The following is a 16,692-nucleotide window of genomic DNA, read 5'->3' as shown; positions in this document are numbered from 1 at the left end:
CCTTCTTCTTTTCCTTATTTTATTTATTCTTAAACAGTTTCTAATCCTAAACCATACAATTTACACTTATCATAAAAGCTGGTTTTTCCAACTCCTAATAACTTGGCAGCTTGTTGTTTATTTCCATTTGTAATCCGCAGTGCTTTTATAAGTGCATCTTTCTCCACGGAAGACAACAGTTCTTTCAACGGTACAACCGTATCCTCATTCCTTTGTTTACATATTTGTTTATCAGAAACAGGTCTTATATCATCTTGAAGGTATAAAGGTAAGTGGATTAGCTGAATTATGTTGCCGTCTAAAACATTAACTGCACGTTCAAGCACATTCTCTAACTCACGTATATTACCTGGCCAGGTATGGTTTTGTAATTGTGCTATAACTTCAGCAGACAGCACAATACCTTGCCGATGAAATTTTCGTTCTAACTTCTGTAACAAAATCTCTGCTATAGGTAGAATATCTTCTTTTCTTTTTTTCAAAGAAGGAATCTCAATTTTTATTACGTTAAGGCGATAATACAAGTCTTTGCGAAACTTGCCATTCTGCACCATCTCTTCTAGATTTCGGTGTGTTGCTGCAATAATGCGGACATCGACCGGTATTGGAGCCTGGCCTCCTACTCTCTCAATTTCTCTCTCTTGTAATACTCTAAGAAGCTTGCTTTGCATTTGAAGAGGCATGTCCCCAATTTCATCAAGAAACACTGTCCCGCGCTGTGCCAATTCAAATTTCCCTTTTTTTCCCCCTTTTCTTGCTCCTGTAAAAGCGCCTTCCTCATAGCCAAACAACTCTGATTCTAATAAATGTTCAGGAATTGAAGCGCAATTTACCCGAACAAAAGGAAATAAGCTTCGTGAACTAGCTTGATGAATTGCATGTGCAAATAATTCCTTTCCCGTTCCTGATTCTCCAAGCAATAATACAGAGGATTGACTTCCCGCTGCTCGTTCTGCTAATCGTTTTGCCTCACAAAACTTTATACTGCTGCCAATTAAATCACTAAATTGATATTTACTTCTCAATTCTTTTTCAAACTTCTTTTTATAATATTTCAATTCATCTAACAAGGGCTGCAGTTTTTTTAAATAATCTACCCATTCTTCGGGATTCCGAAATGTAACAGTTCCCACTGCTCCTACTATTTCATTGTCAACATACAATGGATACCGATTCGCAATCATTTCACTGCCATTAATAGGCTGTACAGAAGCTACTTCGGGTTGTCCTGTTTTAACCACTATATGCATTCGAGTATTTTCGATAACTGTCTGTACATTCTTTCCAACAGCTGCTTCTACAGTAGTTCCTAGAAATTGACAATATGCTGGATTAATATATCGGATAATCCCTTCATAATCCACTACCACAATTCGTTCGGCTACAATATTGATAATTTCCTTTATCCATTCATATGGAAGAGCATCAATTCCTACTTTCATTTTCTCTCCCCCGTTTTCTCTAGCTTTTAATTACCATTATACCAAAATCAACGCATTTTTTTACAGATATAGTTAATTTGTTCAAATATATTAAATCACTAAAAATAAATGTAAAAAAATCATGAGGTACATTATCACCTTAATACACAAATAATAATATACAAATTCTAAAAAACCCCTTTAAGCGTGTTTTGAGTAATCGCTTAAAGGGGTTTAGTTTCATTATTCTGCATTTTCAATAATACTTGCAACGCCTTGCCCACCGCCAATACATAAAGTAGCTAATCCATACTTTGCTTTCCTTTTCTTCATCTCGTGAATAAGCGTTACTAATACTCTTGTGCCGCTCGCTCCTATTGGATGGCCTAACGCGATTGCACCACCATTTACATTTAATTTTTCATGATTAAAACACAATTCCCTATCTACAGCTAGTGCTTGTGCTGCAAATGCCTCATTGGCTTCGATTAAGTCAATTTGTTCAAGTGACATCCCAGCTTTATCTAACGCTTTCCTTACTGCAGAAACAGGACCTATACCCATAATACTTGGATCTACTCCTGCACTTGCTTGGGCAGTTAAAATAACTAAAGGTTTAATTCCAAGCTGCTCAGCTTTCTCTTTACTCATTACTACTACCGCAGCAGCACCGTCGTTAATTCCAGAAGCATTTGCCGCCGTCACACTGCCACCTTTTTTAAACGCCGGTTTGAGACGTTCTAACGACTCTTTTGTTGTTCCAAACTTCGGATATTCATCTGTATCAAAAATAACTGGCTCTCCCTTTTTCTGTGGAATTACAACGGGTACAAGTTCATCCTTAAACCTCCCTGCCTTAATAGACACTTCTGCTTTTTTCTGACTCCATGCCGCAAATTCATCCTGTTCTTCTCTTGTAATTTCATATTTGTCTACAAGGTTTTCTGCAGTTATACCCATATGATAATTATGAAACGCACACCACAAACCATCTTCTATCATACTATCTACTATTTTTTGATGCCCCATTCTATATCCATCACGTGCTCCTTGCAATAAATAAGGAGCTTGGCTCATATTTTCCATCCCTCCCGCCACTATAACCTCTGCATCCCCGGCTAAAATAGCTTGAACAGCTAAATGTACGGCTTTCAAACCAGAGCCGCATACCTTATTAATTGTCATAGCAGAGCATGATTCCGGTAATCCTGCTTTTATGGCTGCTTGACGCGCAGAATTTTGTCCTAGTCCAGCCTGTAAAACATTCCCCATAATAACTTCATCGACTGTATTTACATGAACCCCGGCTCTCTCTAACGCTGCTTGAATAACAACGGCTCCTAATTCTGGTGCTGAAACGTTGTGCAGCGAACCGCCAAAGCTCCCAATAGGTGTTCTGACCGCACTTACTATTACTGCTTGTTTCTTTGTCATACTATATTCCTCCCCATATTTTTTAGATAACATTGTCTTCACTTTCATTATTTAGGTCACTTCTGTTGCCTCTGGTAAAAACTGATTAATTAAACTTTATACAAAGCTCTCCCAACTTATTATGCTTACTTTAGCATCTTGCTTCTCTGAAAGATAAATTCGGTTGTCTCTATTAATGATGCTATTGCATTTTGCCAAAGTGCAAAAAAGCTCAATATTATTGGTGATCCTTTTGAAGATATAATCGCATATACATCCGTTTTATGTTCTAGTGCTTGTCTCGTAAAACAATTATTAATAGTCCATATATATGGTTTATAGGATTTTAAAGAGGAATTATATATCATTTACAATTATTGGTGAGGGCATTCATATATCGATGGTGACTAAATACATGAGAACGATACCATGATAACACTTATATATATTCCACCGAAAAGTTTCATAGCATTCTGTCCCTTTCTGTTTGGCAATCTATCAGCTTAATCCATACTAAGCCTTATTCTCTGCTATACAATTTTTCGTACAGCAGAGACATAGCTAGTTTTTTCTTTATTGTACTGTATATCCGCCGTCTAACACAGCCGCCTGTCCAGTGATTCCCTTAGCCTTTTCGCTTGCTAGAAAAACAGCATAATCAGCAATCTCCTTAACAGATAACAACCGTTGTTGCGGAACAAGCGGATAAATTACTTGCTCTAACACACTTTCAAGAGGCACATTCCGAGTTTTTGCTAAGTCTGCTAATTGATTTTGTACCAGTGGTGTATCAACATATCCTGGGCAAAGAGCATTCACTGTGATTCCATGTACAGCCCCTTCCAAAGCAGCTACTTTTGTTAAGCCGATCACTCCATGCTTGGCACTATTGTATGCTGCCTTTCCAGCAAAACCGATAAGACCATTAATAGATGCCATATTAATGATGCGCCCATAACCCTGTTGCTTCATAATAGGAAAGGCATGTTTAATTGCTACGAAAGGTGCCGTTAGCATAACTTTAATAAGCAGCTCAAATTTTTCAGTCGGAAAATCTTCAATAGGTGATACGTATTGAAGTCCTGCATTATTTACTAATACATCTAATCTGCCGAATTTATTTAGGACCGCTTCAAAGCTGCTTTGTACTTGATATTCATTTGTCACATCACATACTACAGCTATAGCTTCATGTCCTTCTTCTTCTAATTGCTCTGCAGCTGCCTTACCTGCTTCTCTATTTAAATCTGAAATTACAACCTTAGCACCTTCGTTAGCAAATTGCCGAGCGATTTCAAGACCAATTCCGCTTGCAGCCCCCGTAATAAGCGCTACCTTGTTCTCCAGCAATCTTTGTACAGTGTGTGTGTTTTGCTCTATTGCCTTTCCCATTGGTATGGCCCCTCCTTACATTTAATTAGTATGATCAGCTAAAAGATGCGGGCTTACTTTAAAAGTAGCCTCTGTTTTTGCAATAACCTCTTCTACAGTAGTACCTTCCTGAACCTCCACTAATACCATTCCTTCAGAGGTGAAATCGAATACAGCTAAATCAGTAATTAAGCGATGAACAACATTCTTTCCTGTTAATGGTAATGTACATTGTTTTTTTATTTTGGATTCTCCATACTTATTTACGTGTTCCATGATAACAACAATGCGCTTAGCGCCATTAACAAGGTCCATGGCACCTCCCATACCCTTTACCATTTTCCCCGGAATCATCCAATTCGCTAGGTCACCTTCCTCTGAAACTTCCATTCCTCCTAGAATGGCTAAATCAATATGCCCTCCTCGGATCATTGCAAAGGATTCTGCACTGTCAAAATAAGAAGCTCCTGGTACAGCTGTTACTGTTTCTTTCCCTGCGTTGATTAAATCGGCATCCTCTGTTCCTTGAACAGGGTACGGCCCAATTCCTAGTAAACCGTTTTCTGATTGCAATAACACGTTATACTCTTTTGGAATTTCGTTAGCTATCAATGTTGGCATTCCGATACCAAGGTTTACATTCATTCCATCTTGTATTTCTTGTACTGCACGCTTTACAATTTTTAATCGAATATCCATCTTTATTACTCCTCCCTAATTAAGCTTGAATAACCGTACGACGCTCAATGCGTTTTTCATAGTTTGTTCCAAGAAGCACACGTTGTACATAAATACCTGGTGTATGAATTTCATCTGGATGTAATTCGCCGACCTCAACAATCTCTTCTGCTTCTACAATGGTAATTTTGCCTGCCATAGCAGCCAGCGGGTTAAAGTTTCGAGCTGTTTTACGGAATACGAGATTCCCAAGCGGATCCGCTTTCCATGCTTTTACAAGAGCGAAATCTGCAACAATACCACGTTCTAAAATATAGGTACGCCCATCAAACTCTTTATGCTCTTTTCCTTCAGCAATTGGTGTTCCCACTCCTGTAGCTGTATAAAATCCTGGAATACCAGCGCCACCAGCCCTTAAACGCTCTGCCAGTGTTCCTTGAGGCACTAATTCTACTTCTAACTCACCACTTAGAAATTGTTGTTCAAAAATTTTGTTTTCCCCCACATAAGAAGAAACCATTTTTTTAATTTGTTTATTAGCCAATAAAAGTCCTAATCCCCAGTCATCTACCCCACAGTTGTTACTTACAACTGTTAAATCCTTTACTCCTTTATCACATAAAGTTAAAATTGCTTTTTCAGGTATTCCACACAACCCAAATCCCCCTACTGCAAGAGTGGAGCCATCTTGGATATCAGCAATCGCTTCTTCAAATGAATGTAGTACTTTTCCTTTTTTCATAACGAGTTCTCCTCCTATTTCATATAGACTCTGTAGAACGCCTGCCCCCTTCACATAGGGACAGGCAATGTACATTTTTATACAAGACCAGTTAAACTATATACGCCAATAATAAAGAATACTGCTAATGTTTTAATAATTGTCACTGCAAAAATATCTCTGTAAGACTGACGATGAGTAAGTCCTGTCACTGCCAACAGTGTGATAACAGCTCCGTTGTGCGGAAGTGTATCCATACCGCCGGACGCCATGGAAATAACACGGTGCATAACTTCCGGAGGAATATTATACTTTGCAATCGCTTCTAAATACTTTTCTGACATGGCACTTAATGCAATTCCCATACCACCGGATGCTGATCCTGTAATACCAGCAAGCGTAGTTGTTGTTACAGCACCATTGACAAGCGGATTTGTAAATGTTTCTGAAATGCCCTTACTCACTACTCCAAAGCCTGGGAGAGAAGAAATAACGCCTCCAAATCCATATTCTGCTCCTGTATTCATTGCAGCTAACAAAGCTCCTCCAATACTCATGTTAATTCCTGCTTGAAAGTTTGCTGTGACGCGTTTCCAATCATATAAAATGGTAGTAATAATACCAATTAGAAGCGCCATCTCTACAGACCATATAGCAAGAACGGACGGCAATTGCACTTGCCCGAATGCAGGTAACCCTATTGAAGCGAAATCAAAACCGTTCGGATACCATTTAGGAAGAGAAAGCGTGAAAAACTTATTCATGACGCCCACCAAAATTAATGGAACAAATGCTAATAATTGACGTGAAAGCTTTTGTTGTGTACCTGTATTTTTTAATTCTGGTGCATCATTTTCAGCTAATGCTTCCGAGCTCGCAGCAATTTCCGAGCCTTCGAAACCAAAGTATCCTTCTCCTTCTTTTTCTGCTTTTTTGCGGCGAGATTCAAGATACAGAAGGCCCATAATTAAGACAAACAAGCCTCCGATAATACCTAAAGTTGGCGCAGCATAAATGTCCGTTTTAAAGAAGGTTGTCGGAATTACATTTTGAATTTGCGGAGTTCCCGGCATTGCGTCCATTGTGAATGTAAAGGCTCCTAATGCAATTGTCCCCGGAATCAAACGTTTCGGAATGTCCGCAGCTTGAAATAACTTCTGCGCAAATGGATACACAGCAAACACTACAACAAATAAACTTACACCACTATACGTTAAAATTGCTCCCATCAATACGATAGCTAAAATAGCTCTTTTCGCTCCCACCACCTGCACGATAGTTTTAGCGATGGATTCTGCCAAACCAGACATTTCTACTACTTTACCAAAAATTGCTCCAAGTAAAAAAACCGGAAAATATAGCTTAATAAAACCGACCATTTTTTCCATAAAGATATTAGAAAAAAATGGTAAAACAAAGTTAGGTTCAGTCAATAATACCGCAAACAATGCACAAATCGGTGCGAATAGAATAACTGAAAACCCACGATACGCAACAAACATCAATAACCCTAATGCCAAAAGAATAACGATAAATTCCATTGATATCCCCCTTTTTTCAATCATAATAAGTAAACATAGAGCCTTTTAGAAACCTAACTAGCAAACGCTTTCAAAATAAAAATGAATAATTTCTATGTACTCCTCCCAATTAAGTTATGAATCTACTAATTACATAAGCAAATTCTATGCCAAAAGTAATAGAAATTTCATTTTTCTTACGATAGCAATAAACATCAGGCTTCATCTACTGTCTATGTTTAAACATATCGTTGAAAAGGGGCTTCTTTTCCGTTTTTTCGGAATATATTGCACTCTATTGTTTCCGTAATAGCGGAATAGTTCAATTTTTCGGAATTATTTTAATCTAATTAACGATTATCTGAAACTGATAACTGTTAATACAATCTTATAATGTGATAAGAGCACTCTCCTCCTTCTTGTTTGGAAAGTGTCACTGCTGTATTATGTTACCTCCTTTCACTTACTACTTAAAATTATACATCAATTTAAAATTGGTACAATATTTAGTTAATTTTAACGTTTAATACAAGCCTACCGCTGAAAACTATTATGTTTCATCCTTATGAGGAGGATCCCATCGAATATCGCGAAGGTCAAGCCCTTACGTTTTCTCTTATACCATTCTTCTACCAGAACATAAAGAAACTAATTGAATCCTTCAGATAGCTTTTACCTACAACAAGAGCGCCATCTCATTTAAGTTATGGCGCTCTTTTTTCATGCTCTTAGACCTAACACACTGTTTTCATATTGGATATATAAGTCCCGCAAAGCTGCGGATAAAGCATGTGCGGCTTTACCGCGATAGTAAGCTTGCACATGCTCAACCACATCTTGGATTCCATCCTGTAAGCTGTATCCCTTCAGCAGTTTTCCAACGTAATCTCGTCCATGTTCTGTCGCTAACGTACAGGATGCTTCTACAATGACCCCATATTTTTTATCAATTTCAACCGTAATCGTTAAAATATTTTGAGCTGCCATCCCTTGCGGTAATCGTGAATGCCCCGCTAAGAAATATGTATACATATTTCTTTCCCCCTTTCTTAATAAGAGTAAGAAGTGAAAAATTGTCTTTTCTCTGTTTCTAATTTGTTCGCTTTTACACCTCAACAGAACTTTCTTCAAACGGCCAAGCTGGGAGCATGTTGCGCAGAGGTTTATCTTCACGGTACCCTAGTGCATATTCTGCCTGCATTATAGTATGAATCTCCCGTGTTCCTTCATAAATAACCGGTGCCTTAGCATTGCGCAGATACCTTTCGACTGGAAACTCATTTGAATAGCCGTATGCTCCATGCACTTGAACTGCATCGTTTGCTGCCTCAAATGCTGCATCGCAAGCAATCCACTTTGCTAAAGATGTTTCGCGTGTATTACGCTTCCCTTCATTTTTTAACGAACCCGCTTTATAGACTAATAGACGAGAGATTTCCAAATTTGCAGCCATTTTGGCAATCATTTGCTGAACAAGCTGATGTTTGCCTATTTCTTTTCCGAATGTTTTTCTCTCATTACAATACTTTACACTGGCTTCTAGTGATGCTTGAATTAAACCACATGCACCTGCAGCAACAGTAAATCGTCCGTTATCCAAAGCAGACATAGCAATTTTAAACCCATCTCCCTCTTCCCCTATCAAATTTGCTGCGGGTACCCTTACTTCATCTAAAAAAACTTCGCCTGTATTACCTGCACGAATACCAAGCTTTCCTTTAATTGCTTTTGTTTTTACCCCTTCAAACTTCCGTTCAACAATGAAGCAAGAAATGCCGTGATGCTTTGCTTCAAGATTTGTTTTAGCAAAAATCAGGAAATGATCCGCCACATCACATAGAGAAATCCATGTTTTAGAACCATTTAAAATATAGTGGTCTCCTTCACGCTTGGCAGTCGTCTGCATAGCTGCCACATCTGATCCTGCATTAGGTTCTGTAAGACCGAATGCGCCAATTTTTTGTCCTTTTGCTTGTGAAACAAGATATTTTTGCTTTTGTTCTTCTGTTCCCCATTGCAATAGTGTTAAACTATTTAATCCAGTATGAACGGATACTGCTGTACGAAAGGCTGTATCCCCTCTCTCTAATTCTTCACACACTATAGCCAGAGTATTGTAATCCATACCAACACCACCATACCGCTCAGGAATACACACTCCCATTAACTCCAACTCTGCTAATCGTTTTAAAATATTGATTTCAAAATGACCATTCTCATCCCATTCCTTAATATATGGCATGATTTCACGATCTACAAATGCCCTCACTACTTTTCTTACACTCTTTTGTTCTGACGTTAATGAAAAATTCATCTCTGCTTCCTCCTTATATCCATTGATTATGTTGCATAGCTATAATTTCGTCTTGTGAATACCCAAGCCCTTCCAAAATCTCCTCTGTATGTTCTCCATGTAATGGAGGGGACAGTTTCATAAAAACTGGTGTTTTTGAAAACTTCAACGGTGAACCAACCAATTTTAAATCAGGAATTTTCGGATGCTTCATAGAAACTACCATATCCCTTGCTTTTGCTTGCTCACTTTCCAATGCCTCTTTTATGTTATAAATAGGACCATTTGGAATGCCTTCCTTATCCAACAAATATTTCCATTCTTTTTTACTCTTCTTTTTCATTTCTGCTGCAATTATAAAAACCAATTCAGCTTTATTCTGAAGCCTTGCAGCATTTGTCCCGTAGCGTTTAGAAGATGAGAGCTCCTCTCTACCTAGTAAACGACTAAACTTGCGAAATTGTTCATCGTTTCCAACTGCTATGACCAAGTCTCCATCACTTGCAGAAAATGTTTGATAAGGAACTATATTAGGATGCTGATTTCCCATTCTGTTTGGAATACTCCCTGAACATAGATAGTTGCTTGCTACATTCACCATTGCTGCGAGCTGAGAATCAAATAAGGAAATATCAAGCTCTTGCCCTTCTCCCGTTCTATTTCGATGATGTAATGCCCCTAAAATTCCAATGCAAGTAAAAAGTCCGGTTAGTACATCCGAAATAGCTACCCCTGTCTTTACAGGGTCACTTTCTTTGTCTCCCGTAATACTCATTAGCCCACTCATCGCTTGAATGATATAATCATAGCCTGGGAGATGAGCATATGGACCATTGGTACCAAATCCGCTAACAGAAGCTACAATAATATCTTCTTTTACTTTCTTTAGCTGTGAATATCCTAATCCCATTCTATCTAGCGTTCCCGGTTTAAAATTTTGCACAACAATATCAGCGGTCGAAATGAGCTTTTTCAAAATCTCTTTTCCTTTTTCTGACTTGAGGTTTATAGTCATTCCTTTCTTATTACGGTTGGCACATAGATAATAAGCACTTTCTCCTTCTATAAAAGGCGGTCCCCATCCTCTCGTATCATCTCCATTCGATAGATTCTCAATTTTTATAACTTCAGCACCCAAATCCCCAAGAATCATAGTGCAAAATGGACCGGCAAGTACACGAGATAAATCTATAATTTTCACGCCATGCAAAATACCCTCCAACTAAAAGCCCTCCCTTCTACACAAAAAGCCAGTAAAACAATTAGTAATTATACCAATTGTTTTACTGGCCTATACTTGTGTCTTGTTTTCCGGACAGGAAAATCAAACAAATACAGTCAGTATCCTTTATCCTATTAATGCTTTCGCTCTCTTAAATTAACCTTTATCCCTCAGCAGCAAAATAGATTCCAATTACCGAGATCTACAGAATTACTTACTACTATTTGAAAGTAAAATTGTTGTTTTTAACATTCATCCAGCCCAATTGAAATATATTTAACTTCTAAAAATTCTTCGATACCGTAATGTCCACCCTCTCTGCCAAGCCCACTTTCTTTATATCCCCCAAACGGAACTTGTACTGCTGATGGAAGAGCGTCATTTAATCCTATAATTCCATATTCTAACTCTTCTGTAATTCTAAAAGAGCGGCTTAGATTTTCAGTATATACATAGGCAGCCAATCCGAAGTTCGAATGGTTAGCACGCTGAATGACCTCTTGCTCTGATTTAAATGTTGAAATAGGAGCGATAGGACCAAAGATTTCTTCTTTCATGCAGAGCATGTCATCATTTGTATCAGATAAAATAGCAGGCGGATAATAAAAGCCTGTTTCAGTGTTTGGCTTTTGTCCTCTGTAAATAATCTTTGCTCCCTTTTGCAAAGCATCTTCAACGAGAGTGTCTACTTTTTCTAGCGCTGCTTTATCAATCAATGGGCCAACATCTACTCCCTCTTCCAATCCGTTCCCTACCTTAAGCTTAGCAAGTTCTTTTTGGAACACATTAATAAATTGATCCTTAACTGCTTCATGTACGTATACACGATTTGTACAAATACAAGTTTGTCCTGCATTGCGAAACTTTGATTGTACCAATCCTTTAGCCGCTTTTTCCAAATCTGCATCATCCATCACGATGAACGGTGCATTTCCTCCTAATTCTAGAGACACCTTTTTAACCGTTTCAGCAGCACCTCTCATTAATACTTTCCCTACTTCTGTAGACCCTGTAAATGTAATTTTTGTCACGCGTGAATCCTTTAACCAAGCATCACCGATTTCACTGGACTTGCCTGTCACAATATTTAATACTCCTTTTGGCACTCCAGCTTTTTCTGCCAGTTCTGCTAGCTTCAAAGCAGTTAATGGAGTTTGAGTTGCCGGCTTTACCACTGCCGTGCATCCAGCTGCAAGAGCAGGTGCTACCTTTCTGGTAATCATAGCCGCTGGAAAATTCCATGGAGTAATTGCAGCTACTACCCCTATAGGTTCTTTTCGGACAAGAATGCGTTTATTAGGATGCGATGCTGGAATGGTTTCTCCATATACTCGCTTTCCTTCCTCTGCATACCACGATATAAAACCATTGGCATACGTTACCTCGCCTATAGCTTCTTTGAATGGTTTGCCTTGCTCAAGCGTCATGATTTTAGCAATTTCTTCTTTCTGTTCTTCTATTAAATAATGCCATTTCATCAAAATAGCGTAGCGCTCTTCCGCTGGTTTTTTTGACCAAGCCTTGAAAGCTCGATAAGCGGCGTCTACTGCCTGCTTGGCTTCTAATGTTCCTCCTACAGGCACGGCTCCTACTACTTCACTTGTTGCAGGATTTATAACTTTGGTAAAGGATTCATACTCATTCCCTATCCATTTTCCATCTATATACATAGGAAATAATTCATATTTATGTGCAATTTTACTCGTCTGCATGTTTTCACCTCTCGATTTCCATATATTGTGGAGCCATGACCGCTTCAATAGATTCTTCTAAAATGATTAATCCTTCCTCTAGCTGCTCATCGGTAATAGTGAGAGGCATCAATACACGAATCACATTGCCAAAAATTCCTGCACTTAATAGCAGCAGCCCCCGCTTATTTGCTTCTTTTATAATCCGGCTGGTAGTTTCTTTATCCGGTGTTTTACTATTTGTATCTTTGACAATCTCCATCGCACACATCGCACCGAGGCCTCGAACATCTCCTACTTGATCAAACCGTCCGGCAATTTGCTGCATTTTTTCTCTTACTCTCTCACCTAGCTGTTCTGCACGTGTATTTAGTTGTTCTTTTTCAATAATTTCCAATACAGCTAATGCAGCCCGACACCCGAGAGGACTTCCTGCATACGTCCCCCCAAGCTCTCCTACATCAGCTGCATTCATAATCTCAGTTCGGCCAATCACACCACTGATCGGTACTCCTGCTCCCATCGACTTTGAAATTGTGATTAAATCTGGTTCTACCCCAAAATGTTCGATAGCAAAGTATTTTCCTGTTCTGGAGAATCCTGTTTGAATTTCATCAGCCACAAACAAAATACCGTATTGTTTACAAATTTCATATACGCGTTGGACGAATGATTGATCTGGAATGATAAAGCCACCTTCGCCTTGGACCGGTTCCATCACAACAGCTGCAATCGTTTCTGGTGCAACCTCAGAAATCAAAAATTGTTCAAATTGCTCAATCATAAATTTACTATATTGTATTTCACTCATCTCTTCAGGACGTCTATATACATACGGATAAGGCGCTTTATATACTTCTGGAGCAAATGGACCAAATCCATATTTATATGGCTTTACTTTACTTGTCATCGTCATCGTCATAAGAGTTCTTCCGTGAAAACCTCTTGTAAAAGAAACAATACCTTGACGCTTTGTATACTTACGAGCAATTTTCACTGCATTTTCTACCGCTTCTGCTCCGCTGTTGAAAAAGGCAGCTTGCTTCGGAAACGCTCCAGGGGCAAGCTTTGTCAACTTTTCTGCTAATTCTATATAGGATTCATACATCATGACATTGAATCCTGTATGAACAAATGCTTCCGCCTGCTCTTTAAGTGCTTGCACCACCTGAGGATGAGAATGCCCTACATTTAATGTTCCGATTGCTCCCGCAAAATCAATATAAATATTATCATCTACGTCCTCTACAAGAGCACCCTGTGCTCTTTTGACAAAGGCGGTACAATTATTGCTGATCCCTTTTGGTACGACCCTTTGTCGTCTTTCTAATAATCTATCAGACTTCGGTCCTGGAACAGCTGTATTTAACATTACAAATTTCTTAGTCATCTTAAAGGCACCATCCTATATTGGTCAGCGCAGCAAACAAACCTGTTTGCCACGCTGCAACCTCATTATTTACAATTTACTTGTGATAACACTTCTTTAAATGCGTTGATAACTACATTAACCTCATCAAGGCTTATTGTTAAAGAAGGTTCAATACGAATCGTTTTCGAATTAATCAGTGTACCCGCAACTAGAATCCCTCGATCAAACATCGCTTTGGAAACTTCATATCCAATTTCATCTTTATGAAACTCAATTCCAATCATCAAGCCTTGTCCGCGAATTTCAAGGACTTTGTCCTCATGCCCTTCTGCTGCTTCTCGTAGTCCCTGTAAGAAATATTCACCTACTTCTGCTGCCCTCGCAGGTAGATTTTCTTCAATTAAAACATTAATTGTCGCAATGGCAGCCGCACACGCAAGTGGGTTACCTCCAAATGTTGTCGTATGCATAAATGGATTTGGGAACCAGCTTTTAAACACCTTTTCCTTTGCAACAATCGCACCAGCAGGCATAACCCCACCGCCAAACGCTTTCGCTAAACAAATGATATCTGGAACAACGTCATATAAATCTGCAGCAAACATTTTACCTGTACGTCCCATACCCGTTTGTACTTCATCAAAGATCAATAATGCCTCGTATTCATCGCACAATTCTCTTACCTGCTTTAAATAGCCTTCAGGAGGGAGGATGATACCACCTTCACCTTGAATCGGTTCCAAAATAACAGCTGCTACATCTTCTCCTACTAGTGCACACGTTTCAAATGTCTTCCTCATCATCTCTATATCGCCAAATGGTACATGACGGAACCCTGGGATTAACGGAAGAAATGGTTTACGGAACATTCCTTTTGCTGTTCCGGATAGGGAACCTAAGCTCTTACCATGGAATGCGCGTGTTGTTGAAATGAATGTTGTACGTTCACTGTACATTTTCGCAAGCTTCAATGCCGCTTCTACACTTTCCGTTCCGCTATTTGTAAAAAAGGCATACTTTAAATCTCCAGGTGTAATATCTGCCAAAATTTTTGCTAGAATGGCACGCAGCGGATCGAGTAAATCTTGACTATGTAACGCTTGACGCTTTAATTGATCTGTAACGGCTTTAACTACCTTAGGATTACGGTGGCCGACATTATAAATTCCGAAACCACCTAAGCAATCAATATACTTCTTGCCATGCACGTCTGTAAAACAAGAGCCTTCATCAGACCATTCTACAGCTGCGAACTGGCCATCCTTTGTTACCGTTTTCCTGTAAGCAAGGAATCCTGGATTGACGTGTTCACGAAAGCCTTCTACTGTTTCTGTTGTAATCCATTTTGCATCTTCTTCTGTTACTTCCTCTTTTTCTATTAAAGCAAGCACCTTTTTAATATACTCATTGATTTCACTATAGCTTTTTACTGTTTGGATCTCATGCTTCGTATTTGTACTCATATTTTTCACTCCTATATTTGTTTTATTTTGAAAACCAACCGATTGGCTCTACTTGCAGATTAATGTTAATTTGTTTAATTTCTTGGAATTCTTCTAAACCAAAGGTCCCTAGACTGCGTCCAATTCCACTTTGCTTATATCCGCCCCAAGGTGCTTCGTTATATGTTGGATGATAGGAATTGACCCATGTAATTCCTGCACGAAGCTTGCGAATGACACGCATCGCTTTTGCACCATCAACAGTGAAGACACCACCAGCAAGACCATAATCCGTATAGTTTGCAAGTTTAATAGCTTCTGCCTCATCCTTGAATTTCTGAATGACAACAACCGGTCCGAAAATTTCTTCTTGCACTATGCGCATATCTGGTGTTACATCAACGAAAACGGTTGGCTCGACAAAGTATCCCTTTTCATATCCTTTTTTGATGATACGGTTTCCTCCGCAAGCAAGACGAGCTCCTTCTGCTTTCCCAATTTCAATATAGCCTAATACTTTTTCTAAGTGCTCTTGACTGACGAGCGGTCCCATTTCTGATCCTTCCTCATTCCCAGGACCTACATTAATTTGCTTTGCACGTTCTACAAATCGTTCTACAAACTTGTCGTATATGCTTTCTTCAACTAAAATTCGTGAACCTGCAGAACAAACTTGTCCAGCACCTGCATAAATTCCAAACAATGCGTAATCTACAGCTGTCTCAAAATCAGCATCTGCAAAAATAATGTTTGGTGATTTTCCTCCAAGCTCCAAAGAGATTTTTTTCATATTACCTGCTGCTACTCTCATAATATGCTTTCCGGTTTTTGTACCTCCTGTAAAAGAAACCATATCTACATAAGCACTTTCTGCAATTTCATTCCCAACAACGGGACCTACGCCCATAACCAGATTGGCAACGCCCTTTGGCAATCCTACTTCGTCTAAGATTTGGAACAGCTTTGTTGGAGTAACTGGTGTTACTTCCGACGGCTTAAACACAATGGAGTTCCCAGCTGCCAATGCAGGTGCGATTTTCCATACACTCATCAATAGAGGATAATTCCACGGTACAATCAAACCACAAACCCCTACAGGCTCACGCACAACCATCGCTTGCATTGGATCTGCAACATGATAAGTGTAGCCATCTGGTTTTGTAATCAATCCTGCATAATAACGGAAACAAGCTGCTGCATCACTTACATCAAATCCAGCTTCCCGGAGTGTTTTTCCATTATCCATCGTTTCAAGGCGGGTTAACTCCTCACCATATTCTTCAATTTTATCTGCAATTTTAAATAAGTAAGCTGCTCTTTCTTGTGCAGATAGCTCAGACCAAATACCGCTTTCAAATGCTGATTTCGCTGCATCTATTGCCTCTCTCGCATCAGCTACGGTTCCCTCGGGAGCATACGCAATGACTTTACCGGTCGCAGGATTTACAATGGTTCTTTTTTCTAAAGTACTGGCTTCGCACCATTCACCATTGACATACATCTTTAATTCGAAGATTCTATCTTGTTCCTCTTTATTCATGTCACCTT

12 protein-coding genes and 1 pseudogene are annotated in these 16,692 nt (G+C 39.1%); all 13 read right to left on the bottom strand.

Translation table 11 applies throughout. The features are described 5' to 3' along the window. Positions 1–29: 29 nt before the first annotated feature. Complete coding sequence (locus J7Q84_RS15965) at positions 30–1,442, bottom strand: sigma-54 interaction domain-containing protein (RefSeq protein WP_209095931.1); 1,413 nt, start codon at positions 1,440–1,442, stop codon at positions 30–32. Positions 1,443–1,664: 222 nt separating this feature from the next. After that, a complete protein-coding gene (locus J7Q84_RS15960; protein WP_209095923.1) occupies positions 1,665–2,855 on the bottom strand; it encodes an acetyl-CoA C-acetyltransferase in 1,191 nt (396 codons plus the stop codon). A gap of 552 nt (positions 2,856–3,407) precedes the next feature. Beyond that, positions 3,408–4,226: a 3-hydroxybutyrate dehydrogenase gene (locus J7Q84_RS15955; RefSeq protein ID WP_481747561.1), complete on the bottom strand. Its 819-nt coding sequence runs from the start codon at positions 4,224–4,226 to the stop codon at positions 3,408–3,410. Positions 4,227–4,247: 21 nt separating this feature from the next. Next, entirely contained in the window at positions 4,248–4,904 is a 657-nt protein-coding gene (locus tag J7Q84_RS15950) for a 3-oxoacid CoA-transferase subunit B (protein ID WP_209095921.1), read from the bottom strand. A gap of 19 nt (positions 4,905–4,923) precedes the next feature. Next, positions 4,924–5,625 carry a CoA transferase subunit A gene (locus J7Q84_RS15945; protein ID WP_209095919.1) on the bottom strand — a complete coding sequence of 234 codons (702 nt, stop codon included), beginning with the start codon at positions 5,623–5,625 and terminating at the stop codon, positions 4,924–4,926. 77 nt (positions 5,626–5,702) lie between these two features. Beyond that, complete coding sequence (locus J7Q84_RS15940) at positions 5,703–7,145, bottom strand: GntP family permease (protein ID WP_209095917.1); 1,443 nt, start codon at positions 7,143–7,145, stop codon at positions 5,703–5,705. 699 nt (positions 7,146–7,844) lie between these two features. After that, on the bottom strand, positions 7,845–8,156 hold the full coding sequence (locus tag J7Q84_RS15935) for a DUF3870 domain-containing protein (protein ID WP_209095915.1): 312 nt from the start codon (positions 8,154–8,156) through the stop codon (positions 7,845–7,847). A gap of 73 nt (positions 8,157–8,229) precedes the next feature. Continuing rightward, positions 8,230–9,438 (bottom strand): acyl-CoA dehydrogenase family protein, encoded by a 1,209-nt coding sequence (locus J7Q84_RS15930; protein ID WP_209095913.1) that lies wholly within the window; start codon positions 9,436–9,438, stop codon positions 8,230–8,232. A gap of 13 nt (positions 9,439–9,451) precedes the next feature. Then, entirely contained in the window at positions 9,452–10,639 is a 1,188-nt protein-coding gene (locus J7Q84_RS15925; protein ID WP_209095910.1) for a CaiB/BaiF CoA transferase family protein, read from the bottom strand. Positions 10,640–10,884: 245 nt separating this feature from the next. Further along, the gene (locus J7Q84_RS15920) at positions 10,885–12,309 is read right to left on the bottom strand and encodes an NAD-dependent succinate-semialdehyde dehydrogenase (RefSeq protein WP_247739323.1); all 1,425 of its coding nucleotides are present in this window, start codon (positions 12,307–12,309) and stop codon (positions 10,885–10,887) included. 46 nt (positions 12,310–12,355) lie between these two features. Further along, positions 12,356–13,720, bottom strand: coding sequence for a 4-aminobutyrate--2-oxoglutarate transaminase (gene gabT, locus J7Q84_RS15915; RefSeq protein WP_209095906.1), 1,365 nt, complete (start codon positions 13,718–13,720; stop codon positions 12,356–12,358). Positions 13,721–13,785: 65 nt separating this feature from the next. After that, positions 13,786–15,165 carry a putrescine aminotransferase gene (locus tag J7Q84_RS15910; protein ID WP_209095904.1) on the bottom strand — a complete coding sequence of 460 codons (1,380 nt, stop codon included), beginning with the start codon at positions 15,163–15,165 and terminating at the stop codon, positions 13,786–13,788. Between the two features lie 3 nt (positions 15,166–15,168). Next, positions 15,169–16,660: pseudogene (locus tag J7Q84_RS15905) on the bottom strand (aldehyde dehydrogenase family protein); the annotation flags it as partial. Positions 16,661–16,692: the final 32 nt, after the last annotated feature.

Source organism: Bacillus sp. 165 (assembly GCF_017742235.1).
Classification (GTDB): Bacteria; Bacillota; Bacilli; order Bacillales; family Bacillaceae_G; genus JAGHKQ01.
Note: the sequence above shows the minus strand (reverse complement) of the source record. Positions and strands in the feature narration are given on the sequence as shown.

Bases quoted from the DNA above. Each gene is read 5' to 3' on its own strand.
- J7Q84_RS15965 (WP_209095931.1), bottom strand. From the start codon at position 1,442: ATGAAAGTAGGAATTGATGCTCTTCCATATGAATGGATAAAGGAAATT.
- J7Q84_RS15960 (WP_209095923.1), bottom strand. From the start codon at position 2,855: ATGACAAAGAAACAAGCAGTAATAGTAAGTGCGGTCAGAACACCTATT.
- J7Q84_RS15955 (WP_481747561.1), bottom strand. From the start codon at position 4,226: ATGGGAAAGGCAATAGAGCAAAACACACACACTGTACAAAGATTGCTG.
- J7Q84_RS15950 (WP_209095921.1), bottom strand. From the start codon at position 4,904: ATGGATATTCGATTAAAAATTGTAAAGCGTGCAGTACAAGAAATACAA.
- J7Q84_RS15945 (WP_209095919.1), bottom strand. From the start codon at position 5,625: ATGAAAAAAGGAAAAGTACTACATTCATTTGAAGAAGCGATTGCTGAT.
- J7Q84_RS15940 (WP_209095917.1), bottom strand. From the start codon at position 7,145: ATGGAATTTATCGTTATTCTTTTGGCATTAGGGTTATTGATGTTTGTT.
- J7Q84_RS15935 (WP_209095915.1), bottom strand. From the start codon at position 8,156: ATGTATACATATTTCTTAGCGGGGCATTCACGATTACCGCAAGGGATG.
- J7Q84_RS15930 (WP_209095913.1), bottom strand. From the start codon at position 9,438: ATGAATTTTTCATTAACGTCAGAACAAAAGAGTGTAAGAAAAGTAGTG.
- J7Q84_RS15920 (WP_247739323.1), bottom strand. From the start codon at position 12,309: ATGTATATAGATGGAAAATGGATAGGGAATGAGTATGAATCCTTTACC.
- gabT (WP_209095906.1), bottom strand. From the start codon at position 13,720: ATGACTAAGAAATTTGTAATGTTAAATACAGCTGTTCCAGGACCGAAG.
- J7Q84_RS15910 (WP_209095904.1), bottom strand. From the start codon at position 15,165: ATGAGTACAAATACGAAGCATGAGATCCAAACAGTAAAAAGCTATAGT.